This window comes from Catellatospora sp. NPDC049133, from assembly GCF_040648455.1.
Taxonomy (GTDB): Bacteria; Actinomycetota; Actinomycetes; order Mycobacteriales; family Micromonosporaceae; genus Catellatospora; species Catellatospora aurea.
In genome coordinates, this window is sequence record NZ_JBEZDT010000027.1 from 26,667 (window position 1) to 50,619 (window position 23,953).

Here is a 23,953-nt window from a genome sequence, read left to right on the forward strand (position 1 = left end):
CCCGCCACGCCGTGCCGCGCGGCGGATGCCGCGTCGAGGAAGGACTGACGGGGGTCGCCGATACGGTGCCTCGCATGCGTGATGAGGACCTGCTGCGGCAGATACAGGACGAGCAGTGGATCGCCGAGCTGCTCGCCCGCTTCGACTTCGACCTTCGGCGGGCCGCCAACGGGCCTGTCGAGGCGGTGCGGCTGGCGGACGGCGGCGCTCTGGAGATGATCGCCGGTGACGCGTCCGGCGGTGCGTTCCTGCTGGCCGGGGCACCGGCCGACAACCGGCCGGTGGTCTACGCGGGCTCCGAGGGCGAGGGCGGGCTGATCGCCGCGGATCTGCGCACGGCGCTGGCGCTGGTGGTCGGGCTGCCCAGCCTGCACGACGCCACCTCGATGCCGTACGGCGACGGCGCGGCGCTGCGCGAGTGGCTCGCGTTCGCCGACGACGAGATCCGCGAGGACTGGCCCGACCTGGACGACGACCGGGCCCGGCTGCGTGACGCCCTGGGCCTGCCCGAGGCGGCCGGCCTGCTGGCGGGACTGCACACCGCGGCGGCCGACGAACGCTACCTGCCGGTCAGCGACCTCGGCGACGTCTACGAGCCGCTGACCGCCTGACGTCGGCCCGGACGGGCTACGCCCAAACCGCGACTCTCTGACCCATCGCCGCAGGCCGCGGGCTTAAGTGGTTAAGAAGGGCACCTTCTACATCGCGTAGCGATGGGAAGGTGCCCTTCCTTTCGCACATTCCGGGGTTACGAGCGGACGCGACGTGACACGATCCGGAAAGGGCCGTGACCTGCCGCGCGACGGTGCTCGGCCGGATGGCGACCGCGGCCCGCCCCCGTCGCCTGACTGTCCTGATCGGGAGGTCCTGTGGGCAGTGTCGAGTCGCAGCCGGTGCTGACGGGCCTCACCGAGGCGGCCGTGTTCCTGGTGGTCACCGTGCGCGACGGGGCCGAGGACGACGTCCGGGACCTGCTCGGCGATGTCGCGAGCCTGGCCCGGGCGGTCGGGTTCCGGGTGCCGGACGGTCAGCTGCAGTGCGTGGTCGGCATCGGTTCGCTGCTGTGGGACCGGTTGTTCAGCGGCCCGCGGCCGGCGGGCCTGCACCCGTTCCAGGAGCTCACCGGCCCGCGCCACGTCGCCGTCGCCACCCCGGGCGACCTGCTGTTCCACCTGCGCGCCCGGCGCATGGACCTCTGCTTCGAGCTGGCCAAACAGTTCATGGCCCGGCTCGACGGCCGGGTCGACGTCGCCGACGAGACGCACGGCTTCAAGTACTTCGACGAGCGGGACCTGCTCGGATTCGTCGACGGCACGGAGAACCCGACCGGCCTCGCCGCCGCCAGGGCCGCCCTGATCGGCGACGAGGATCCGGACTTCACCGGCGGCAGTTACGTCATCGTGCAGAAGTACCTGCACGACATGGCCGCCTGGAACGCGATCTCGGTGGCCGAGCAGGAGCGGGTCATCGGCCGGACCAAGCTCGACGACATCGAGTTCCCCGACGAGGCCAAACCGGCCGACTCGCACCTGACCCTGAACACGATCACCGACGCGGACGGCGCCGAGCGCAAGATCGTGCGGGACAACATGCCGTTCGGTTCGCCCGGCGCGGGCGAGTTCGGCACCTACTTCATCGGGTACGCGGGCACGCCCGAGGTCACCGAGCAGATGCTGCGCAACATGTTCCTCGGCGACCCGCCCGGGACCACCGATCGCATCCTGGACTTCTCCACCGCGGTGACGGGCAGCCTGTTCTTCGTGCCGTCGGCGGACCTGCTCGACGATCTGCCACCGTCCGCCGGGGCCGGGGCCGGTCAGGCGGCGGACGCGGCCCCGGCGGTGGAACTCGGGCCGGTGGGTGTGCCCGGCGCGCTGGCCGTCGCCCGGGGCACGGCAGCGACGGCGGAACAGGCGGAGCCGGGCGACACCTCGCTGGGCATCGGGAGTCTGAAGGGAAGCCGCGCATGAACAACCTGCATCGTGAACTCGCCCCGATCTCGGACGAGGCGTGGGAGGACCTGGAGGCCGAGGCGCGGCGCACCTTCACCCGGCACGTGGCGGGCCGCCGCGCCGTCGACGTGATCGGGCCCGGGGGCCTGGCGCAGGCCGCGGTCGGCACCGGGCACCTGCGTCCGGCCGACGGCTCCGGCGGCGCGGTGCAGGCACGGGTACGCGAGGCCCGGCCGCTGGTCGAGTTCCGGGCGCCGTTCACGGTGAGCCGGCAGGCGGTCGATGACGTGGCCCGGGGGGCGAAGGACCCGGACTGGCAGCCGGTCAAGGACGCCGCGAAGCAGATCGCGTTCGCCGAGGACGGCATGGTCTTCGACGGCTTCGCCGACGCCGGGGTGGTCGGCATCAGGCAGGCGGCGTCGAACCCGCCGATCGCGCTGCCCGCCGACGCCGCGATGTACCCGGACGCGGTCGCCCAGGCGATGACGGAGCTGCGCCTGGCCGGGGTGGCCGGCCCGTACACACTGCTGCTCAGCGCCGACGCGTACACGGCGGTCGCGGAGACCACCGACCACGGCTACCCGATCCGGGAGCACATCTCGCGAGTGCTGGGCAAGGAGAGCCACATCATCTGGGCTCCGGCGCTCACCGGCGGTTTGCTGCTGTCCGCCCGCGGCGGCGACTACGAGCTGCACCTGGGCCAGGACCTGTCGATCGGCTACCTGTCCCACGACGCGTCCTCGGTCCAGCTGTACTTCCAGGAGTCCCTGACCTTCTTCACCCAGACCACCGAAGCCGGCGTCGAACTCACCCCGGCCTGACCACCCGCCGCCGCCCCCTTACCGCAACTCTTGAAAACTTGCGGTCTCACGGGGCGCTCAAGACCGCGGCTTTTTAAGAGTTGCGGCAGGTGGGAGGCGGCGGACGTGGCACGATTCCGGTGAGGAGGCGTGCGGTGACGCGCCCGCCCGCGTGAGGGGATTTCGATGCTGCTCTCCGGCAAACGCGCCCTGGTCTTCGCCGCCGACGAGCGGCTCGCCGAGACCGTGGCCCGGCACCTGGGCAAGCTGGGTGCCGAGGTGTGGGTCAGCGGGCTGGACACCGAGGCCGTCGAGGCGCTCGCCGAGAAGATCCATGCCGACGGCGGCGAGGCCCACCCGGCCACCGTCGATCCCTGCGACCCGCACCACGTGCGCGAATACGTCACCGCCGTCGCGTCGAAGGGCCCGGTCGACGTGTGCTTCAACGGCTTCGAGCTGCCCGCGCACGCCGCGGGCGTCGGCGTGCCCTACCGCGATCTGGACCCGGCCGTGCTCACCGAGGCCCTCGGCGAGGTGATCGGCGGGCAGTTCCTGACCGCCCGGGAGGCGGCCCGGGTGATGGTCCCGGCCGGGCGCGGTTCGATCATCACGGTCGGCTCGACCAACGGCAGCAGCGGCCGCCCGCACACCGGTGCGCTCGGCGCGGTGGCCGGCGCGCTGGAGGCGCTGTCGCGCAGCATGGCCAGCGAGTACGGCCCGGCGGGGGTACGGGTCAACCACGTGCGGGCCACCCGGCTGTCCAGCGGCCCGATGTACTACGAGAACGCGCTGGGCCGGCCGGTGACCGCCGACGAGGTCGCCGGGGCGGTGGCCTGGCTGTCGTCCGACGCGTCCGGCGGCGTGACCGGACAGGTGATCGAGGTCAGCGGCGGGGAGCACGGGCTCAGCGAGGCCGTGGCCGCCCGCGGGCCGAGGAAGGAGCGCCATGTCGAACTCGATCTACCATGACGAATACGGCACGATCAGCCGCGACGACGGCCGTTCGCTGCTGGAGCTGACCTGGTCACCGGCCACCGACCACATCAGCGAGGCCGAGTTCAAGGCGCTGATCTCGCGCTTCGCGCAGACCGCCGAGCAGTTGCCCACCCGCTACGCCGTGGTCGACGCGCGCGAGCTGCGCCACCGGCCCGACGCCGACTTCGACAGCTGGTACGACCAGCACGTCGTGCCCTCGTTCGACCGGGCCGGGCTGGCGAAACTCGCCTACCTGACGCGTCCCGCCGAGGCGGCCGAGGCCGAGCCGGTGCCCGAGGGACCGGCCTCGTTCCCGACCGGGTACTTCGACTCGATGCAGTCCGTGGAGGATTGGCTCAAGACCGGCTGAGATCTTCCGGGTGACGGTGCAACAGGCCGCCTGCCTCCGGCGTACTTACCGGGTGGAGGTGGCGACTGGTGCCGGATCATTCGTTCGACGACTTCGTCCATGCCGCCCTGCCCGCGCTCAGCCGCTACGCGTACGCCCTGACCGGCGAACGGGTGGCCGGGGAGGACCTGATCCAGGACACCCTGGTCAAGGTCGCCGGAGCGTGGCGGCGGGTGAACCGCGACGGCAGCGCGCTGGCGTACGCGCGCACGACGATGCTCAACACGTACCTGAGCGCGTGGCGTATGCGCCGCAGGCGGCCCGCGAGCGTGCCGTTGGAGGTCGACTGGCCTGGGCCTGACGCGTACGGCCCGGTCGATGTGCGTGATCAGTTGCGGCGGGCGCTGGACGCGCTGCCGCGGGCCCAGCGCGCGGTGCTGGTGCTCGGTTTTCTCGACGATCTGTCCGATGAGGAGATCGCCGCGATGCTGGACCGCCGCCCGGCCACGGTGCGCTCGCTGCGCCACCGGGGCCTGGCGGCGCTGCGCCGGCAGCTCGACGGCGACCAGGTGGAGGGCGGCCGGTATGCACGACGTTGAGCGACTGCTGCGCGACGAGCTCAACCGTCGCTCGGAGCTGCCCGCCCCTTCGGCGGCCGCGGTCGTCACCACGGTGCACGGCCTGCGCCGCCGGCGGCGGATCACCGCGGTGGCGGCGCTGTGCGGGGTCGCGGTGCTGGCCACGCTGGCCGGGACGATCTCCGTGTTGCGGCCCACGGCGGGCTCGGTGCCGCCGGCGGTGCCGCCGTCGCCGGCCGGCCCGGTGTCGCTGACCGAGCCACCGGAGGTCGGGTTCGCCGACGCCGACCACGGGTTCGCGCTGGCCAGGTCGTGCCCGGCGGACCCCTGCCAGCTCTATCTGGCGCGCACGGCGGACGGTGGCGCGTCCTGGCAGCACCACGCCGTGCCGGGCGAGACGATGCCCGCCGACCAGCGCAGCCCGCAGCTCACCCTGCGCGTGCTGAGCGCCACCACGGTCGCGCTGGACAGCTTCGACGGCACGCGCCGCAAGTTCACCACCGACGGCGGCCAGAGCTGGACCTCGCCTCCGCTGGAGCCGCTGGGCACGGTCGAGGAGATCCCCGACGGCGGGCTCGCCCAGGTCCGGTCGAATACCGGCAAGCCCATCGACATCGTGGTGCTGCGCCCGGACGGGAGCTCGGCGCTGCTCGCGACGCCACCGCCGACCAGGCCACTGACCTCGATGTGGACGAATGTGCTGCGCGCCGACGACGGCAGCCTCTGGGTGCACGGCGGGGACGACACCAGGACCTGGCTGTGGGTCAGCCGCGACCGCGGCCGCACCTGGCGGGACGTGCCGCTGCCCGGCGACGCCGCGCGGGCCGGCGCGGGCCGGGGGCCGCATGTCGAACACGGCCGGATCCTGTACGTCGTGGAATCGTCGCCGAAGCGCCGGGTCTGGCGCAGCACCGACGACGGCGCGCACTGGGCCGACCTGGGCAGGGACCTGCCGCCGGACCCCAGCGGAGAGGCGGGACTGGGCTCGGTGGCCTGCTTCGACGGCACCCTGCTGGTGTACGAGCCGTTGTCCGGCGCCGTCTACCGGGCCATGCCGTCCGAGGCGAAGCTGGGCAGGGTCGGCGACGTGCCGCTCTGGCAGCGGGCCGGGGGCCGCTACCTGCGCGGCGCCGGGCCGAAGGGGTCCGCCGGTCCCTACGAGCACTCCCCCGACGGGCTGACCTGGACCGAGCTGAAGTTGTAGCCGGGCACCGATCAAGGCTCCGTTCACGCCGCTCACCCGGCGAGGACGGAGCCTTGGTCATGTCCGGGGGCGGCCGCACCCTAGCAGAGCACGATCACCACTTCCAGACCTTTCGTTCATACCACTTGAACACTAAGAATTAGTGCGAACCGGACACACCGGCGGGAAGACTCCCGCCGGTTCGTACTACCAGAGGTGGGTGATGGTGGTGTCTGTGGATTCCTCCGCGGAAGTCGAGAGTGGACAGGCACGATCGAGTCTGGCCACGGCCGCGGCTCGCAACCTGGCGACGACGACGAAGTCGGCGCCGCAGATGCAGGAGATCTCGTCCCGGTGGCTGCTGCGCATGCTCCCGTGGGTGCAGGTCAAGGGCGGCACCTACCGGGTCAACCGGCGGCTGAGCTACGCCGTCGGCGACGGCCGGGTCAGCTTCACGACAGTCGGCGCGCAGGTCAAGGTCGTGCCGCCGGAGCTCTGTGAGCTGCCCCTGCTGCGCGACTTCGAGGACCTAGGCGTGCTGGGCGCGCTGGCCGACCGCTTCACGCAGGCGGAGTACGCCCCCGGCGACGTCATCGTGGAGGCCGGCCGCCCCGCCGACCAGGTGCACCTGATCGCGCACGGCAAGGTCAACAAGATGGGCACCGGCAAGTACGGCGACCGCATCGTGCTCGGCGTGCTCGCCGACGGCGAGTACTTCGGCGACCAGTCGCTGACCAAGCTCGGCAGCACCTGGGACGTCACCGTCAAGGCGGTGACCAGCTGCATCGTCATGTCCATGAGCCGGGCGGCGTTCGACGAGGTCGTCGGGCAGTCCGAGCTGCTGCGCGACCACGTGCGGCGGTTCCAGGCCAACCCGGTCCCGCCGCAGAACAAGCACGGCGAGGCCGCGATCGAGATCTCGGCCGGCCACGTCGGCGAGGCGCAGCTGCCCGGCACGTTCGTCGACTACGAGCTGACCCCCCGGGAGTACGAGCTCAGCGTCGCGCAGACCGTGCTCCAGGTGCACACCCGGGTCGCCGACCTCTACAACGAGCCGATGAACCAGATCGAGCAGCAGCTCCGGCTGACCATCGAGGCCCTCAAGGAGCGCCAGGAGCACGAGCTGATCAACCACCGGGAGTTCGGCCTGCTCCACAACGCCGACCTCAAGCAGCGCATACACACCAGGTCCGGGCCGCCGACCCCCGACGACCTGGACGAGCTGCTCAGCCGGCGGCGCAGCTCGCACCTGTTCCTGGCGCACCCGCAGGCCATCGCCGCCTTCGGCCGCGAGTGCACCCGCCGCGGCATCTACCCGCAGGGCGTGGAGATCAACGGCAGCACCGTGCCCGCCTGGCGCGGCGTGCCGCTGCTCCCGTGCAACAAGATCCCGGTGAGCCCGACCCGGACCACCTCGATCCTGGTCATGCGCCTCGGCGAGGCCGAACAGGGCGTCATCGGCCTGCACCAGACCGGCCTGCCGGACGAGTACCAGCCGAGCCTGTCCGTGCGCTTCATGGGCATCAACGACAAGGCCATTCTGTCGTACCTCGTCAGCGCCTACTACTCGGCCGCGGTGCTGGTCCCCGACGCGCTCGGGGTGCTGGAGAACGTGGAACTCGGCCACTGACCCGCCGCCGGGCACCTTGCGGGCGTGTGCGCACGTTGGACAGGGTGCCCGGCGTTTCCTGTCGTAAGCCCTTCGGAGAGGTGGTAGCACCATGAGCACTGTGGAGATGGCACGCGGTCAGTCCGCACGGGACGTGCTGGCGTGGAGCCGCACCCTCGTCGACCCCGCGTTAAGAACCGCGGTCGGCACGCTGCGGCCCTCGATGCGCCGCATTTCGGGGTACCACTTCGGCTGGTGGGACGCCGACGGCACCCCGGCCAGCGGTGACGCCGGAAAGGCGATCCGGCCCGCGCTGGCGCTGGTGGCGGCCGAAGCCGTGGGCGCCGACGCGGCACAGGCGGTGCCCGCGGCGGTGGCGGTGGAGTTGATCCACAACTTCTCGCTGCTGCACGACGACATCATGGACGGCGACGTCACCCGGCGGCACCGGCCCACCGCGTGGACGGTGTTCGGGCAGGCCCCGGCCATCCTCGCCGGGGACGCGCTGCTCGCGCTCGGCTTCGACGTGCTCGCCGGCTGCGGGCATGCGGCGGTGCCCGAGGCGGGCCGGCTGCTCAACATCGCGGTCCAGGAACTGCTCGACGGCCAGAGCGCCGACCTGGAGTTCGAGGAACGCGACGACGTACGCCTGGCCGAGTGCCTGTCGATGGCCGAGGCGAAGACGGCCGCGCTGCTGGGCGGGGCGTGCGCGCTCGGCGCCCTGCTCGGCGGCGGCACCGCCGAGCAGGTCGCGGCGCTGACCGAGTTCGGCCGCCGGACGGGGCTGGCCTTCCAGTTCGTCGACGACCTGCTCGGCATCTGGGGCGACCCCGCGGTCACCGGCAAACCGGTGCACTCCGACCTGGCCAGCCGCAAGAAGTCGCTGCCGGTCGTCGCCGCGCTCACCTCCGGCACCCCCGCCGGCCACGAACTGGCCCTGCTGTACCAGCGCCAGGGCCCCCTCGACGGCCCCGACCTGACTCGCGCGGCCGAACTCGTCGACGCCGCCGGCGCCCGCGCCTGGGCCCGCGCCCGCGCCGACGCCCTGCTCGCCCAGGCCCTGCGCCGCCTGCACGCCGCCGACCTGGCCCTGGCCCCCGCCTCCCAGCTCCACGCCCTGGCCCGCCTGGCCACCCACCGCCACCACTGATGTCCGCCCCCGCGGCCCGATTTACGTGGACGCTGGCCTGTCTCATCGAATCCGAGGCACGGATCTTCGATGTGACAGGCCGGCGTCTACGACGGAACGGGGTGGACGGCGCGGGGCAGCTCGACGCGGCAGGGCGGGGTCAGGTGAGGAGGGCGGAGAGTTTGGTCACCGTGTTCCAGTTGCGGGCGGTGGCGACGGTGACGCCGAGGCGCTTCTGGAAGAGCAGGTGGGTCAGCTTGGTCTCGGCCGCGCCGTCGGGCAGCCACATGTGGACCTCGCGCTCCCCTGCCGCGAGCCGCTCCCCCGGTTTGGCCAGCGCTTCGACCTCGGTCAGCTTCGCCGGGTCCACCGGGCCGGACAGGAACACCACGAACTGGCGGGACGGGTTGTCAGCGATCTCGCCGAGCGGGTTGGCCGCGACGATGCGGGCCAGGTCGGCCCCGTCGCGCACCAGGCAGCCGACGGACAGACCCAGCTCGGCCTCGATGGCCCGCTCCAGCTCGACGGCCAGGGCGGCCTGGTCCGAGGAGTCACTGCCGAACACCACGTTGCCGCTCTGCAGCAGCGTCCTCACGTCCGCGTGGCCCAGGCCCTCGACCAGCTTGCGCAGGTCGGCCATGGCGATCTTCTTGTTGCCGCCCACGTTGATCCCGCGCAGCAACCCGGCGTACCGCGTCACGCCGCCCCCTTCTGACACGTCGCGCACCAGTACGAATTGCGCCCGGCCAGCTCCCCACGGCTCACCTCGGTGCCGCAGGCCAGGCAGGGCAGGCCGGGACGGCGGTACACGTAGACCTCGCCGCCGTGCCGGTCGACCCGTGGCGGACGGCCCATCGCCTGCGGCTCGTGCTCCGGGCGTACCGTGTCGATCCGGCCGCTGACCACGGCCTTGCCCATCAGGTCGACCAGGTCGGCCCACAGCTCCCGCCACCCGGCGGGGGTGAGCCTGCGGCCGGGCGTGGTCGGGGCCAGCCCGGCCCGGAACAGCGCCTCCAGGACGAAGATCAGGCCGGTGCCCGCCACGACCGACTGGTCGAGCAGCAGCGCCGCGAGAGCCTGGTCACTGCGGCGGATGCGCTCGTACGCCTGCTCGGGTTTGGCGTCGGGGCGCAGCGGGTCGGCGCCCAGCCGGGCCCGCAGCGCGTCGACCTCGGGCGGGTCGAGCAGTTCGCAGGCGGTCGGGCCGCGCAGGTCGAGCCAGTGCCGGGTGTTGGCCAAACGCAGCCGGATCTGGCCGACGGGCGCCGGCACGGGCAGGTCGCCGTCGGCGAACTTGCCGTAGAGCCCCAGGTGCACGTGCAGGCTGACGTCGCCGTAGTGGTGCAGCAGGTGTTTGCCGTACGCCTCGGTGTCGAGCAGGACCGCGCCGCTGATGCGGGCCGCGCCCTCGGCGAACCTGCCCTGCGGGCTGGTGACGGCGACCGGCTCCCCCGCGAACAGCTCGCGGTGCCGCTCGGCGAGCCGGCGTACGGTGTGACCCTCGGGCATCGGTACACGATATCCGGGGCCGGCTCAGGGACGCAGATGCGCCCGCATCCGGGTGTACGCCTCGCGGATGTGCTCCTGTTCGGCCTGGCTGAGGTGGTCGAACATGTGCTCGCGCACCGCGCCGACGTGGCCGGGCGCGGCGGCGGCGAGCTTGGCCGCGCCCGCCTCGGTCAGCTCGGCGTGCATGCCGCGCCGGTCGGCGTCGCATTCGACGCGGCGCACCCAGCCTGCGTCCTCCAGCCTGGTCACCGCACGGGTCACCCCGCTGCGGGAGGTGAAGCTGGCGTCGGCCAGATCACGCATGCGCAGCCGGTGTCCCGGCGCCTCGGAGAGCAGGACGAGCAGCTCGTAATCGGCGAAAGAGACCCCGGAGTCCGTTTCGAGCTGCCGGTCCAGCGCGTGGATCAGCAGCCGGGTGCCCTCCAGGTACGCCCGCCAGGTCGCCTGCTCGTCGTCGTCCAGCCAGCGCGTCTCAGCCATGGCTGCAGTCTACCGGGAATAGTTGACCGCGCAACAATGTCATGTATGCTGCACTCGTTGACAACGCAACGACCTGATCGAAAGGCACGGCCGTGAAGACCTCCACCGCCAAGCCCCGCCGCGAGCTCATCGACGTCCGGTACGCCGACGAGCGGGCCAAGACCCGCATCGGCTGGCTGGACTCCAAGCACTCGTTCTCGTTCGGTCGCCACTACGACCCGCGCAACACCCACCACGGGCTGCTGCTGGTCAACAACGACGACATCGTCAAGCCCGGCATGGGCTTCGAGACGCACCCGCACCGCGACATGGAGATCGTGACCTGGGTGCTGCGCGGTTCGCTGGTGCACCAGGACTCGACCGGCCACTCCGGCATCATCTACCCGGGCCTGGCCCAGCGGATGAGCGCAGGCAAGGGCATCCTGCACTCGGAGAAGAACGACTCCTGGCGGCTGGAGGGCAGCAAGCACGCCGACCCGGTGCACTTCATCCAGATGTGGGTGGTCCCGGACACCGACGGCATCAAGCCCGGCTACGAGCAGCTCGAGATCGACGACGAGTTGCTGCGCGGCGGCCTGGTGACGGTGGCCTCCGGCATGAAGCAGCACGACGGCGCGGCCGCGATCCGGATCAAGAACCGGCACGCCGCGCTGCACGTCGCCCGGCTGGAGGCGGGCGGCAGTGTCGAGCTGCCGAACGCGCCGTACCTGCACCTGTTCGTGGCCCGCGGTTCGGTGACCATGGAGCAGGCCGGCCCCCTGGCCCAGGGCGACGCCGTACGCCTGACGGGCAGCGGCGGCCAGCGCATCACCGCGAGCGGCCCCGCCGAGGTGATGATCTGGGAGATGCACGCCACCATCGCCGGCTGACGGCCCCACAGCTGCCGGATCTCCGACCCTGCGCCCCAATGCGGCCGGAGGTCCGGCTTCCACCCCGCCAAGCCTGTCGGGTGATCGACGTATTGACGTACGTACGCTGACAGGACTTTGATGGCCTCCTACCCGGACATCGCGCGACGTGGTGCGGCGTCCCGCCTGGAAGGTCGATGTCCGTGGCCAATCCCTCGCAGCGGCGCGTCGTCGTCGCGGCCGCCGTGCTCGTCGCCACCGCGCTCACGCTGGCCGTCGCGTGGGGCCGGTCCGGCTCGCCGGCCGAGGCCGCGCCCGGCGAGGGCTGGGTGGGCACGTGGGCGGCCGCGCTGGCCCCGGCGGGTGGCGGCATCGCCGGCAAGGGCTTCACCAACCAGACGGTACGCATGACCGTGCGCACCTCGGTCGGCGGCGACGAGACCCGCATCCGCCTGTCGAACGCGTACGGCACGCAGCCGCTGACCATCGGCCGGGCGACGCTGGCACTGCCGGTCGCCAACGACACCCCGCAGATCCAGCCCGCCACCCTGCGCGAGCTGACCTTCGACGGCCGCCAGCAGGTCACCGTGCCCAAGGGCGGCCAGGTGCTCAGCGACCCGGTGCCGATGCCCGTGCAGGCGCTGCAGGAGCTGACCGTCAGCGTCTTCCTGCCCGCGGCGACCGGCCCGGTGACGTTCCAGTTCAACGCCCGCGAGCCGGCGTACATCGGCGCGGGCGACCAGGCCGCCAAGGCCGAGTACACGGTCACCGACAGCCGCAACTACTGGTTCTTCCTCAGCGGCGTCGACGTGCGCGCCAAGCACGCGGCCGGGTCCGTGGCGGTCCTCGGCGACTCGCTCACCGCGGGCAACGGCTCCACGCTCGGCCTGCACCGGCGCTGGACCGACTACCTGGCGACCCGCCTGCACGACGACCCGGCGGACGCCGACCCGGCCGTGCTCAACCTCGGCCTGGCCGGCAACGCGCTGACCCACGACGGCTCCGAGATCGGCTTTCCCGAACTCGGCGTCAACGGCCTGGCCCGCTTCCTGCGCGACGCCCCCGGCCAGACCGGCGTGCACACGGTCGTCGTCGCGCTGGGCATCAACGACATCCAGATCTACGACGACTCCCCCGAGCGCATCATCTTCGGCCTGCGCCAGCTCGCCACCCAGGCCCGCCAGCTCGGCCTGCGCGTGCTGGCCTGCACGCTGGGGCCGTTCCAGGGCTTCAGCTCGTGGACACCCGGCAAGGAGAACACCCGGCTCGCGGTGAACGCGTACCTGCGCGACAGCGACCAGTTCGACGACGTCATCGACCTCGACGCCGTGCTCCGCGACCCCGACGCGTCCGGCAAACTGCGCACGGCATTCGACAGCGGCGACCACATCCACCCCAACGACGCGGGCAACGAGGCGATCGCGAAGGCCGTGCCACTGGATCTGTTGACCGGATCGTAATCAATCTAAATATAGAGTTGCTTGACACTTTGTTGCGAGGGCAGGAAGCTGAGTCCACGCACGTCAGGCAGTCCTCGGAAAGGTGGTGTTCGCCATGTCCGCATTGGAGTTCGCTCTCGAGTACGCGCTGGAGTTCGCACTCGAGTAGGCCGCTCAGGGCCTCTGACACAACGGCGGCGGCGCACCCCTGAGGGGTGCGCCGCCACTGCATGAAGGAAGGGCACCTTCACATCGCTTTTCGTAGAGGAAGGGCACCTTCTTAACTCCTCACCTGCGGCCACCTGCGTGCTTGCGCCCCATGGCGGGCGGGCGACGCGATACCGTGCGGCGTCGCGACGGAGCAGACGGGCAGACCATGACGGAGTTGGAGAGCCTGCAGGAGCGAGCGCTGCAGATCTGCGGGATGTACGGCTTCGACCTCGCCGCCGAATTCACCCGCACCATGGCCGGCAAAGACGGCGTGACGCACGGCGCGGCCGCCTGCCCTCCTCGCGCTGCCCACGCCCTGCCTACCAGCAGCGTGCTTCCGCCGCAGCTCAGCAGGCATGCCGCGTTAATAAGGTGCCCCTGCTCTACCTATGGCGATGTGAAGGTGCCCTTCCTTTCCAAACGGTGGTGGCCGGGGGTGAGGGGGATGGTGCGGTCGGGGAGGGCGAGGGTGAGGGGGCCGTCGGTGTCGACGGTGAGGGTGGTGTCGTCGGCGATGACGGTGATGCGGGTGTCGGCGAGGCGGAGGTTGCGGATGCCGGTGCGGCCGGGCAGGTGGGGGCGGTAGTGGAGGGTGCGGGTGAGGGCGTCGACACGGAAGCCGAGGACGTGTTCGATGAGCATGGAGATCGGCGCCAGAGCGGACCAGCCGCAGAAGTCGGGGCGTACGGGGGTGCGGTCGTCCTTGGCCGTCGAGGGGGCCGGGCGGGTGGGTGAGTAGGCCTCCCAGATCGTCGGGGGCGAGTAGGACGACCAGGTGGCGGCCATGTGGCGGATCAGGTCGAGGGATGCGCGGTGGGCCAGGCCGGGGTGGCCGGAGTCGGCCAGGGCACGGGCGCTCGCGTAGGCGACCGGGATCCAGACCCCGCCGCGCCAGTACATGCCGTCGGAGCGGAACTCCGGGTCGTCGCGGGCCACCGACGGCCAGGGCACCGGTCCCCCGAAGCACTTCGGGTCGGCCAGAGCTGCGGCCAGCGCATCGGCCTGGGCGGCGTCGCAGGCCCCGGCCAGCAGGGGCCAGTACGCCGCGGGCGTGCGTACCCGGTGGAAGTTGTACGGCTCCTCGGCGAAGCGGTCGAGGTAGAACCCGTGCTCGGCCGACCAGAAGTCGTCGACCAGCGCGACGAGCCGCGCGTGGTGCGCGTCGTACTCCTCGGCGAGGGCCGAATCCCCGATGAGCCTGGCGAGCGTGGCGATGGAGCGGGCCGACAACGCCTGCTGAGCGGCGACGTCGAACCACAGGATGCCGCCGGAGGTGCCGTGTTCACCCTGGATCGGGGCGCGGGGCGTGTTGTCCATGCCGCTGGTCACGCCCTCCCACAGGTAGCCGCGCGGCACGCGCTGCACGGTGGTCAGGATGTTGCTGTGCGGGAAGCGGCTGCCGGCCGGGGTGCCCTCCATGAACGCGAAGTGCTGCTGCAGGTAGCGGCGATCGCGCAGCAGCCACCGGACCCGGTCCAGGTCGCCGGTGTGGCGGACGTACTCCTCCTCGGACCAGGCGAACAGCGGCGGGTTGTCCGGGTGATGGATCTTCAACGACGTCGGCGAACCGTCGTACATCGGCCGGTAGAAGTTGTCGAAGCTCTCCACCCCGGGGAACAGGTCGGGGGCGTACTTGCAGAAGTGCGCCATGAAGCACGTGTCCCAGATCCAGATCGTGTCCGGATCGAACCCCTCGTCCATGTACGGCGAGCGCGGCGCCCCCTCCCGCGTCACGACGTGCTGGTACGCCAGCTCCCACGCGGCCCAGTACAGCTCGACGAGCTCGGGTTCGGCGTCCAGCACCGGGGCGGGCAGCGCGGCCCGGTCCAACGGCCGGCGAAGAGCGACAGGCTGGGGCAGGTTCATTTGATCTCCGCGATGGCGACGCCCTTGTCGATGTACTTCTGCCCGAGGGCGTACAGGACGACGGGTGGGATGAGCGAGATGACGATGGCGGCCATCAGCATGGGCAGCGACGAGCCGAACGGCGAGGTGAAGTACAGCAGCCCCAGCGGCAGGGTGCGGTTCTCCTCCCCGGTGAGGTAGATCAGCGGGCCGAACAGCTCCCGCCAGCTGCCCAGGAACGTGAACACGGCGACGACGATGATGACCGGCTTGGACTGCGGCAGGATGATGTGCCACCAGGTGCGCAGGGTGCCGCAGCCGTCGATGCGGGCGGCCTCGTCGATCTCGCGGGGCAGGCTGAGGAAGAACTGCCGGAACAGGAAGATCTCGAACGCGGCCCCGAACAGCTTCGGGACCAGCAGCGGGTAGAAGGTGTCGATCCAGCCGATGTCGCGGTAGAAGCGGTACAGCGAGATCGTCATGACCTGGCCGGGCAGCATCATGGTGGCGAGCACGACCATGAACAGCGCGTTGCGGCCGGGGAAGCGGAACCGCGAGAAGCCGTACGCGACGAACGACGACGACAGGATGTTGACCACGACGGCGTACACCGCCAGCCACAGGCTGTTGCCGATGTAGTGCAGGAACTCGTACTTGAAGATGACGTCGGTGAAGTTCTCCCAGCGGAACGGGCTGGGGATCCACTCGAACGGCACGGCGAAGTACTGGTTGGTGTCCTTGAGCGACTGCGACACCAGCCACACGAACGGGAACAGCAGCAGCAGGCAGAACAGGCTCAGCGCGGTGATCCGCGCGGTCAGCTCCCAGCGCGTGCGGCTGTTGCGGCGGCGCTTGACCGGGTTCGCGGCGGGCGGGGCGGGCGTCGTCGCGGCGGGACGCTCCAACACGTCGTGCATGACAGTCCTCCGGGGTCAGTTCTGGTCGGCGTCGCCGTACGCGGTGAAGCGCCGGGCCAGCCAGAGCACCAGGCCGGTCAGCAGCAGGGTCGCGGCGAACATGATGAACGCCAGCGCCGAGGCGTAGCCCATGTCCTGGTAGACGAAGCCCTTGACGTACAGGTAGGTGACGAAGGTGCCGAGGCTGTTCTCGTAGCCGAGCGGGTTGCCGGTGGCGACGCCGCCGCTGTTGGCGAACGCGAGCGGGGTCTCGAAGACCTGGATGTGCCCGATCAGCGCCATGACCGTGTTGAAGACGATGACCGGCGACAGCAGCGGCAGGGTGACCTTGCGGAACATCTGCCACGGCCCGGCCCCGTCGACGCGGGCGGCCTCGAAGTAGCTGGCCGGGATGCCCTTGAGCCCGGCGAGGAAGATCAGCATGGTGCCGCCGGCGAACCATACGTTGACCAGGATCAGCGCGACCAGCGCGAGCCAGGGCTTGTCCGAGTCGCCGAGCCAGTTCACCGGCTCGGTGCCGAACAGGCTGAGGAACATGTTGGCCAGGCCCACCTCGCCGCCCCGGAACACCTGCTTGAACAGGTACGCGGTGGCGATGCCGACGAGCAGGCTGGGCACGTAGATCAGGGTGCGGAAGACGTGGTTGCCGCGGAAGTCCTTGAACAGCAGCAGCGCCAGGATCAGGCCCAGGCCGATCGAGATGATCGTCGAGCCGATCACGTAGATCAGCATGTTCCCGGCGATGGTGGCGAACACCGGGTCGTTCGTGAGGATCTTCTCGTAGTTGTCGGTGCCCACGAACCGGATCGTGCGGAACACGTTGGCCTTGGACAGGCTGGTCATGAACGCGGCGATGAGCGGCGCGACGCCGAACATCAGGAAGCCCAGCAGCCACGGGCTGATGTAGAGGTATCCCTGCACCCCCTCCCGCCGCCACCAGCGGCGCTTGGGCCGCTGCGGGTTAAGAGCCATGGTCATGCGGTACGCCTCCGGTCGGGACCTGCGGGAACGGGCGCGGATGGGGTCGGGCGGGGTGGGCCCGGCCGCCCCCGTGGCGGCCGGGCCCGGGCGGCGACGCCCCGCGCGTGTGGGGCGTCGCCGCAGGGACGGGTCACTGCGCCAGCAGCGCGTTGCCCTTCTTCTCGATCTCGGCGGCGGCCTGCTCGGGGGTGAGCTTGCCGCGGCCCAGGTCGTCGATGATCAGGCCGACGTCCTTGCCCAGCTCCTCCTTGACGGTCAGCAGACCGGGGCGGAAGGCCGGCACGGAGGCCAGCAGGGTCGGCGCGAAGTCCTTCGGGGTGATGAAGTCCGGCAGCTTCTTCAGCGCCTCGACGTCGACCGGCACGTCGCTGAACTTGGCGAACTCGACCTGGTTCTCGGTCTTGAGCATCCACTTCAGGAACGCCCAGGCCTCCTTGGGGTGCTCGCTCTCCGCGGAGATCGCGTACCCGTTGGCGCCGGAGTAGAGGACCAGGCTGTCGCCGACCTTCGGCAGCGGGAAGACGCCGATGTTCGGGGACTTGGCGGCGATGTCGGCGAAGTTCCAGGGACCGACCCGGGCCATGGCGACCTTGCCGGTGCGCAGGCTGTCCAGGTCACCGTTGAGCCACTGGTTCTCGCGCTGCTCGTCGATCGGCGGCACGATCTTGTCGGTGAACAGGCCGGCGTAGTCGGCCAGGCCGGCGATGCCCTGCGGGGTGTTGATGGTGACCTTCGTCGGGCTGACGAAGTTGTCGTACATCGAGCCGCCGCGCATCGCGATCAGCGACTCCCAGAAGTTGAGGCTGCCCGGGTGCAGGGCGTACTGGGTGACCTTGCCGGAGCCGTTGACCTTGGTGAGCTTCTTGGCCATCTCCTTGAAGGCGTCCAGGGTCATCGGCACGGCCGGGTCCGGGTCGGCGACGCCCGCAGCCTTGAACAGGTCCTTGTTGTAGCCGACCAGCGGCACGGAGATGCCGACGGGCATCGCGTACTGCTTGTCCTGCCAGCCGAAGACGCCGACCGGGCCGGGCTGGGCGCCCTTGACGGCGTCGGCGTAGCCGTCCATCTTCTTGAGGTCGGCGAAGACCTCGTTGTCGAAGTACGACGCCGCGAAGCAGGAGCACAGGCCGACGACGTCGTAGGCGTTGCCGCCCGCGGTCGTGGTCTTGACCTTGTCCCAGTACGCGTCCCAGGGCAGGAACTCGGACTTGATTTTGATGTTGGGGTTGGCGGCCTCGAAGCCGTCGAGCCACTTGCGGTAGAGCGCGTCCTTCTCGGGGGTGTTGCTCCACCAGCCCCAGCTGATGGTGACCGGGCCGCCGGCGGCCTCGGGCTCGTCACCGCCGCCGCAGGCCGCCGTGACGAGCGACGCGGCCAGCAGCAGCGCGCTCAGGACGACGCCGGGCCTCCGGCGGGACTTCCTGGATCGAGCATGCTCCATAGTGAACTCCTGTGAGGTGCGATGCGCGTGGAGAGGTGCGGAAGCGTTGCGTCCGGCCGGCATCGGGCGGGCCCCCGGAGTGGTGCCCCGGCGGTCCTGTCGCGATCCATCTAGACGCGATGGCGAACTAAATCGAAACAGTGACCGGGACCATAGCCCGCCCCCACAGGTACGTCAACACCGTGTTACGCCGGAAACTTTTCCGCCACATCCTCAGAGGAGCATCACCGCAGATGAGCAGACATCTCCCGTGGTTCAACAGATCCCGCCGGGCCACGGCTGGATCGACCGGGGTCTTCCGCGCGACGGAGCGCGCTGCTACTGTCCCGGTCCGTAACAAAATCGGTTTAGTGCCAACGACCAGGGAGCTGCCCATGCGGAACGGAGGACGGCCGTGAAGCGCCCCACCATCGCCGACATCGCCGGCCGTGCCGGAGTCTCCCGGTCGGCGGTCTCCTTCGCGCTCAACGACCAGCCGGGCGTCTCCGAGGAGACCCGCCAGCGGGTGCTGGCCGTGGCGTCCGAGCTGGGCTGGCGGCCGCACAGCGCGGCCCGTGCCCTGCGCGGCGGCCGAGCCGGCGCGATCGGCCTGGCCCTGCAGCGCCCCGCGCGGCTGCTCGGGGCCGAGCCGTTCACCATGGAGCTGATCAGCGGTCTGGAGTCCGAGCTGTCGGCCCGCTCCTGCGGACTCAACCTCCAGGTCGTCGAGGACACCGAGGCCGAGATCGCGACCTACCGCCGCTGGTGGGCCGAGCACCGCGTCGACGGCGTCATCGTGCTCAACCTGCGCGACGACGACCCACGCGTCGGGGTGCTCGAAGACCTGCACCTGCCCGCCGTCGTCATCGGCGGCCCCGCCGGGACCGGCTCGCTGCCGAGCATCTGGTCGCAGGACGCGGCCGGCATGACCGACGTCGTCGAGTACCTGGCCGCGCTCGGCCACCGCCGGCTCGCCCACGTCGCGGGCGACCCGGACATGCGCCACATCGTCGACCGCACCACCGCCCTGCACGAGGTCTGCCGCCTGCGCGGCCTGCCCGAACCGGTCACGGTGCGCGCGGACTACTCCGACGAGGACAGCGCACAGGCCACCCGGCGGCTGCTGGCCTCCCCGGACCGGCCGACCGCGATCGTCTACCACACCGACCTGACCGCGGTGACCGGCCTGGAGGTCGCCCTGGAGATGGGGCTGTCCGTTCCGGACGAGCTGTCCCTGGTCGCGTTCAACGACTCCCGGCTGTGCCGGCTGGTCAACCCGAAGCTGACCGCGCTGGCCCACGACATCCCGGGCCGGGGCGCGCAGGCGGCGCGCATGCTGTTCGCCGCCATCGACGGCGGGCCGGGGGCCGACTCCCAGCCCGCCGAGCCCTACCGGCTGCTGCCGCGCGGCAGTACCGGGAAATACCGCACGTCCTGACCGCCCTGACCCGCAAGGAGTGCCGCCGATGACCGCCCCCAGCCAGACCGCGCCCGACCGCCGCCACGCACCGCCGGAGTTCCCCGCCGGGTTCCGCTGGGGCGCGGCGACGGCGGCGTTCCAGGTCGAGGGCGCCCTGGACGCCGACGGGCGCACGCCCTCGGTCTGGGACACCTTCACCGCAGTCCCCGGGCGGGTGGACAACGGCGACCGGGCCGACCTGGCCGTCGACCACTACCGCCGCTACCGCGACGACGTGGCGCTGATGGCGCAGCTGGGCCTGAACACGTACCGCTTCTCGGTGTCCTGGCCGCGGGTGCAGCCGGACGGGCGCGGCGCGGCCAACGTCAAGGGGCTGGACTTCTACTCCCGGCTGGTGGACGAGCTGCTGGCCAACGGCATCGAGCCGATGCTGACGCTCTACCACTGGGACCACCCGCAGGTGCTGCAGGACGCGGGCGGCTGGGCGAACCGGGACATGACCGAGCGCTTCGCCGACTACGCGGCCCTGGTCGCGGCGCGCCTGGGCGACCGGGTGCCGCTGTGGGTCACCCTCAACGAGCCGTGGTGCACCGCGTTCCTCGGCCACGCCTCGGGCATCCACGCCCCGGGCGTCGCCGACGACGCCACCACGCTGACCGTCGCGCACCACCTCAACCTCGCCCACGGCCTGGGCGTGCAGGCGCTGCGGGCCGCGCTGCCGGGCACCGCACAGGTCTCGATCGCGCTCAACCCGGCCCCGGTCCGCACGCCGGTGGACACCCAGGAAAACCAGGACGCGGTACGCCGCGCCGACGCCCTGCGCAACAGGATCTTCCTCGACCCGCTGCTGCGCGGGCAGTATCCGGCCGACCTGATCGCCGACACGGCGCACATCACCGACTGGGGTTTCGTGCGCGACGGGGACCTGGCGACGGCGACCTCGCCGATCGACGTGCTGGGCGTGAACTACTACACGCCGCTGTACGTCGCCGCCGGTCCCGGGCCCGCCGACCCGTACAACCGGTGGGTCGGCAGCGACGGCCTGGTGCACATCGCGCCCGCCGACGGGCCGTCCACGATCCACGGCGTCGTCGACGCTGCCGCGCTGCGCGAGCTGCTCAACCGCATCCGGCACGACTACGGCCCGGTGCCGATCGTCATCGCCGAGAACGGGGTGGCCTCACCGGACACGGTCGGCCCGGACGGGCGCGTGGACGACGCGGGCCGGGTCGCCTACCTGCACGCGCACCTGGCCGCGCTGCACGACGCGATCACCGACGGCGTGGACGTGCGCGGCTACGTGATGTGGTCCCTGATCGACAACTTCGAGTGGGTGTACGGCTACAGCCAGCGCTTCGGCCTCATCCACGTCGACCGCGACACCCAGCGCCGCACCGTCAAGGACAGCGGCCACTGGTTCCGGCAGGTCATCGCCGCGAACGCCATCCCTCCACTGGACCCGCCCGCAGCCGGCTGACGGGCGTCGCAAGAACCGGACCCGGGGACGCCTGTGTCCGTGATGGTTGAAAGATGCGCATTAATCGAAGCACGTCGCGTTCGGGGCGCCCGGCCCCGGACGCGGCGCTCCCCCCCAGAGCACCAGGAGAGACACAGGTAGGAGACCTGGCATGAAAGCTCTTCGGCTCAACCGGCTCGCCATCCCGCTCATGATTGCGATGGTCCTCGCCGTGGCACTACCCCTGCTCGTCGGCAACAAGGCGAACGCCGCCCCCGGCTTCGTCACCACCTCCGGCACCAAGTTCATGCTCGACGGCAAGCCGTTCTACGTCGCGGGCACCAACAGCCACTACCTAGGCTGGGGCACCCGCGCCGAGGTCGACTCGATGCTCGGCTACGCCGACGCGAGCAACTACAACGTCGTACGCGGCATCCTGCACTCGGTCATCGGGTCGCTGGACGGCACCACCAAGCCGCACATCTGGAACCCGGCCAGCACCGGCGACGCGTCCAACATGGGCATGCACGGCACGTACCTGATCTACTGGGACACCGCCACCAACACCTACGCCTTCAACCCGAGCACCACCAACGGGCTGGGCCGCTGGGACTACGTCATCGCCAGGGCCGGGCAGCTCGGCCTGAAGCTCAACATCGCGATGATGGACTTCTGGCAGTGGGCGGGCGGCACCCAGCAGATCAACTCGTGGTACATCCCCGGCTACAACGGGTCCAGCCACGCCCAGCGCTACACGTTCTTCTACAGCGACTCCCGCACCAAGCAGCTGTACAAGGACTGGGTGAGCTTCGTGCTCAACCGCACCAACAGCATCACGGGTGTGAAGTACAAGGACGATCCGACGATCTTCGCCTGGGACCTGATGAACGAGCCCGAGGTCAGCTCGGTGTCCCTGGCCCAGGGCTGGTACCAGGAGATGGCGTCCTACATCAAGGCGCAGGGCGCGCAGCAGCTGGTCACCACCGGCAGTGAGGGCTTCTACGGCGGGCAGGCGGGCTCCGACCCGAACACCGAGGCCGCCAACGTGCCGGCGATCGACTTCCAGACCTGGCACACCTACCCGACGTACCACAACATCTCCCCCGCGCAGGTCAACAACCTGATCACCCAGCACTGCGCGACGGCGGTGGCCTCCGGCAAACCGGTCCTCATGCAGGAGTTCGCCTACCCGGCCCGCAGCGCGGCGGAGAAGGTCACCCGGTCGAGCATCTACAGCGGCTGGGCCGACACGATCTACAACAACAACGACTGCGCCGGCTGGCTGTCCTGGCGGGTCGAGGGCAAGGTCGTGCCCCCGGCGACCAGGCCGCACCCGCAGGACGACACCGTCGACCCGGCCACGTTCATCTGGCCGCCCGACAACGGCGAGGGCTTCTCCATCTACGGCGAACCCGACACCACCAAGTCGCAGTACGACCCGGCGTACCAGATGTTCGCGACCCAGGCCGCGCGCCTGATCGCGAAGAACGGCGGGGTCCTGCCGTCGTCGCCGCCGCCGTCTCCCCCGGCCTCGCCGTCGCCGTCGCCCAGCGCGTCGCCGCAGCCGCCGGGCACGGTCAACGTCGACGACGCGACCCAGGGCACCGGGCAGAACCAGTGGAACTACAGCGGCTGGAACCACTGCGCCGGCTGCGACGAGACCGCCCCGGCGGTGTATTACAACGCCTCGCAGAGCTGGAGCCTCAACAGCGGAGAGACCGCGACGCTGGCCTTCAACGGCACCCGGGTCGTCTACCGGGCCGTGACCGGCTCGCACCACGGCATCGCCGCGGTGTCGATCGACGGCGGCACCGAGGTCAACGTCGACCTGTACGCCGCGGCCAAGACCGGCGACGTGGCGGTCTGGACCAGCCCGGTGCTGGCCGCGGGCAACCACACGCTGCGGATCCGCAACACCGGCACCAAGAACGCCAGCGCCTCCGGCACGGTCGTCACCCTCGACCGGGCCGTGGTCACCGGCGGGTCCACCACCTCCCCGTCGCCGTCCGCACCGCCCGCCTCGCCGTCCCCGTCCACGCCACCGGCCACCGGTTTCGTCAAGGGCATCAACCTCAACGGGCCCGCGGTCGTCATCGAGGGCAACCAGTGGGTCAGCCAGACCACGGCCCAGTCCACCGGGTTCACCGTGTCCGGCGGCACCGCCCACACCAACACCGTCACGCCCAGCCCGCTGCCCGACACGGCCACCGTGGACATGCTCCACACCGGCCTGATCGGCACGGACCTGGGCACCATCACCATGTCGCAGACCGTCGCCAACGGCACCTACCAGGTGTACGTCTGGGAGATGGAGTCGGTGCAGGGCAACACGCGCCGGTTCAACATCACCCTGGAGGGCATCCTCAAGGCCAGCAACCTCGGTGACCTGGCGCTGAGCCACTGGCGCGAGAACGGCGCGTACACCGTGACGGTGTCCGACGGCGTGCTCAACATCGACGTCACCGGCGCGTACGGCAAGCCCGCCGTCATGGGCCTGGCCATCTACCGCATCTGACCCGCCGCCCGCCCACGTCCCACCTTCCCCCGGGCCGTGGGCGGGCCGGCTGGACGAAGATCGCCGTTTCCGGTCAGGAAGTGAGGTCCGACCTCATCTTCCGACCGGAAACGGCGATCTTCACCGTTCCAGGGCCACCAGCCAGGCGCGGATGGCGGCGAAGTCGGCGGGCTGAAGGCCCCGGCGGGGGTTCACCCGGTGCAGCAGCGCCCGGCCCTCGTGGTGCGCCGCCACCCAGTCACGGTCGTGGTCGGTCAGCTCGTCGTCCACCCAGACGAACGCCCGCCCCGCGGCCCAGCGGCCGGTCCGTGGAACCCGTCATCGGCGCAGAATAGCCA

At 70.9% G+C, this 23,953-nt stretch carries 22 protein-coding genes; 14 read left to right on the forward strand and 8 right to left on the reverse strand.

All coding sequences use genetic code 11. The annotated features are described in order from the left end of the window. The first annotated feature begins 74 nt into the window (after positions 1–74). The 9 genes from AB0B35_RS27795 to AB0B35_RS27835 all read left to right on the forward strand — a co-directional run bounded on the left by AB0B35_RS27795 (position 75) and on the right by AB0B35_RS27835 (position 8,596). Complete coding sequence (locus tag AB0B35_RS27795) at positions 75–611, forward strand: hypothetical protein (protein ID WP_361050488.1); 537 nt, start codon at positions 75–77, stop codon at positions 609–611. A gap of 258 nt (positions 612–869) precedes the next feature. Further along, entirely contained in the window at positions 870–1,970 is a 1,101-nt protein-coding gene (locus AB0B35_RS27800; protein WP_361050491.1) for a Dyp-type peroxidase, read from the forward strand. Beyond that, a complete protein-coding gene (locus tag AB0B35_RS27805; RefSeq protein WP_361050494.1) occupies positions 1,967–2,773 on the forward strand; it encodes a family 1 encapsulin nanocompartment shell protein in 807 nt (268 codons plus the stop codon). The genes AB0B35_RS27800 and AB0B35_RS27805 overlap by 4 nt, the downstream gene beginning before the upstream one ends. Before the next feature lie 165 nt (positions 2,774–2,938). Beyond that, entirely contained in the window at positions 2,939–3,721 is a 783-nt protein-coding gene (locus AB0B35_RS27810) for an SDR family oxidoreductase (protein WP_361050497.1), read from the forward strand. After that, positions 3,699–4,097, forward strand: a complete 399-nt coding sequence (locus AB0B35_RS27815) for a hypothetical protein (RefSeq protein WP_361050500.1) — start codon at positions 3,699–3,701, stop codon at positions 4,095–4,097. The genes AB0B35_RS27810 and AB0B35_RS27815 overlap by 23 nt, the downstream gene beginning before the upstream one ends. 68 nt (positions 4,098–4,165) lie before the next feature. Continuing rightward, on the forward strand, positions 4,166–4,675 hold the full coding sequence (locus tag AB0B35_RS27820; RefSeq protein WP_361050503.1) for a SigE family RNA polymerase sigma factor: 510 nt from the start codon (positions 4,166–4,168) through the stop codon (positions 4,673–4,675). After that, on the forward strand, positions 4,662–5,858 hold the full coding sequence (locus AB0B35_RS27825; protein WP_361050506.1) for a hypothetical protein: 1,197 nt from the start codon (positions 4,662–4,664) through the stop codon (positions 5,856–5,858). The genes AB0B35_RS27820 and AB0B35_RS27825 overlap by 14 nt, the downstream gene beginning before the upstream one ends. A gap of 214 nt (positions 5,859–6,072) precedes the next feature. Further along, the gene (locus tag AB0B35_RS27830) at positions 6,073–7,467 is read left to right on the forward strand and encodes a family 2B encapsulin nanocompartment shell protein (RefSeq protein ID WP_360534850.1); all 1,395 of its coding nucleotides are present in this window, start codon (positions 6,073–6,075) and stop codon (positions 7,465–7,467) included. 91 nt (positions 7,468–7,558) lie between these two features. Further along, positions 7,559–8,596 carry a family 2 encapsulin nanocompartment cargo protein polyprenyl transferase gene (locus tag AB0B35_RS27835; RefSeq protein WP_361050508.1) on the forward strand — a complete coding sequence of 346 codons (1,038 nt, stop codon included), beginning with the start codon at positions 7,559–7,561 and terminating at the stop codon, positions 8,594–8,596. 139 nt (positions 8,597–8,735) lie between these two features. Here the strand turns inward: AB0B35_RS27835 and AB0B35_RS27840 are convergent, their stop codons facing one another. Genes AB0B35_RS27840 through AB0B35_RS27850 form a run of 3 tightly spaced genes read right to left on the reverse strand, consistent with a single transcriptional unit; the run spans position 8,736 to position 10,564 of the window. Further along, the gene (locus AB0B35_RS27840; protein ID WP_361050511.1) at positions 8,736–9,275 is read right to left on the reverse strand and encodes a DUF1697 domain-containing protein; all 540 of its coding nucleotides are present in this window, start codon (positions 9,273–9,275) and stop codon (positions 8,736–8,738) included. Next, positions 9,272–10,084 (reverse strand): DNA-formamidopyrimidine glycosylase family protein, encoded by an 813-nt coding sequence (locus tag AB0B35_RS27845; RefSeq protein ID WP_361050514.1) that lies wholly within the window; start codon positions 10,082–10,084, stop codon positions 9,272–9,274. Before AB0B35_RS27845 ends, AB0B35_RS27840 begins: the two co-directional genes overlap by 4 nt. Before the next feature lie 24 nt (positions 10,085–10,108). Next, positions 10,109–10,564, reverse strand: a complete 456-nt coding sequence (locus AB0B35_RS27850; RefSeq protein WP_360534856.1) for a MarR family transcriptional regulator — start codon at positions 10,562–10,564, stop codon at positions 10,109–10,111. A 92-nt stretch (positions 10,565–10,656) separates the two neighbouring features. Here AB0B35_RS27850 and AB0B35_RS27855 point away from each other — a divergent pair, with 92 nt between their 5' ends. After that, positions 10,657–11,433 carry a pirin family protein gene (locus tag AB0B35_RS27855; protein WP_360534858.1) on the forward strand — a complete coding sequence of 259 codons (777 nt, stop codon included), beginning with the start codon at positions 10,657–10,659 and terminating at the stop codon, positions 11,431–11,433. A 182-nt stretch (positions 11,434–11,615) separates the two neighbouring features. Continuing rightward, positions 11,616–12,872 carry a GDSL-type esterase/lipase family protein gene (locus AB0B35_RS27860; RefSeq protein WP_361050517.1) on the forward strand — a complete coding sequence of 419 codons (1,257 nt, stop codon included), beginning with the start codon at positions 11,616–11,618 and terminating at the stop codon, positions 12,870–12,872. Positions 12,873–13,448: 576 nt separating this feature from the next. Here the strand turns inward: AB0B35_RS27860 and AB0B35_RS27865 are convergent. The 4 genes from AB0B35_RS27865 to AB0B35_RS27880 form a co-directional block, all read right to left on the reverse strand. Continuing rightward, positions 13,449–14,927: a trehalase family glycosidase gene (locus tag AB0B35_RS27865; RefSeq protein WP_361050520.1), complete on the reverse strand. Its 1,479-nt coding sequence runs from the start codon at positions 14,925–14,927 to the stop codon at positions 13,449–13,451. Continuing rightward, the gene (locus tag AB0B35_RS27870; protein WP_361050523.1) at positions 14,924–15,823 is read right to left on the reverse strand and encodes a carbohydrate ABC transporter permease; all 900 of its coding nucleotides are present in this window, start codon (positions 15,821–15,823) and stop codon (positions 14,924–14,926) included. The genes AB0B35_RS27865 and AB0B35_RS27870 overlap by 4 nt, the downstream gene beginning before the upstream one ends. Before the next feature lie 15 nt (positions 15,824–15,838). Beyond that, on the reverse strand, positions 15,839–16,801 hold the full coding sequence (locus tag AB0B35_RS27875; protein WP_361050526.1) for a sugar ABC transporter permease: 963 nt from the start codon (positions 16,799–16,801) through the stop codon (positions 15,839–15,841). A 133-nt stretch (positions 16,802–16,934) separates the two neighbouring features. After that, positions 16,935–18,245, reverse strand: a complete 1,311-nt coding sequence (locus AB0B35_RS27880; protein WP_360534870.1) for a sugar ABC transporter substrate-binding protein — start codon at positions 18,243–18,245, stop codon at positions 16,935–16,937. A 394-nt stretch (positions 18,246–18,639) separates the two neighbouring features. Here AB0B35_RS27880 and AB0B35_RS27885 point away from each other — a divergent pair, with 394 nt between their 5' ends. The 3 genes from AB0B35_RS27885 to AB0B35_RS27895 all read left to right on the forward strand — a co-directional run bounded on the left by AB0B35_RS27885 (position 18,640) and on the right by AB0B35_RS27895 (position 23,615). Further along, on the forward strand, positions 18,640–19,662 hold the full coding sequence (locus AB0B35_RS27885; protein WP_361050529.1) for a LacI family DNA-binding transcriptional regulator: 1,023 nt from the start codon (positions 18,640–18,642) through the stop codon (positions 19,660–19,662). 28 nt (positions 19,663–19,690) lie between these two features. Then, positions 19,691–21,121: a GH1 family beta-glucosidase gene (locus tag AB0B35_RS27890; RefSeq protein WP_361050532.1), complete on the forward strand. Its 1,431-nt coding sequence runs from the start codon at positions 19,691–19,693 to the stop codon at positions 21,119–21,121. A gap of 151 nt (positions 21,122–21,272) precedes the next feature. Beyond that, the gene (locus tag AB0B35_RS27895) at positions 21,273–23,615 is read left to right on the forward strand and encodes a hypothetical protein (protein WP_361050535.1); all 2,343 of its coding nucleotides are present in this window, start codon (positions 21,273–21,275) and stop codon (positions 23,613–23,615) included. A 120-nt stretch (positions 23,616–23,735) separates the two neighbouring features. On the opposite strand, the gene AB0B35_RS27900 is transcribed toward AB0B35_RS27895, so the two are convergent. Continuing rightward, complete coding sequence (locus AB0B35_RS27900) at positions 23,736–23,885, reverse strand: hypothetical protein (RefSeq protein ID WP_361050538.1); 150 nt, start codon at positions 23,883–23,885, stop codon at positions 23,736–23,738. Positions 23,886–23,953: the final 68 nt, after the last annotated feature.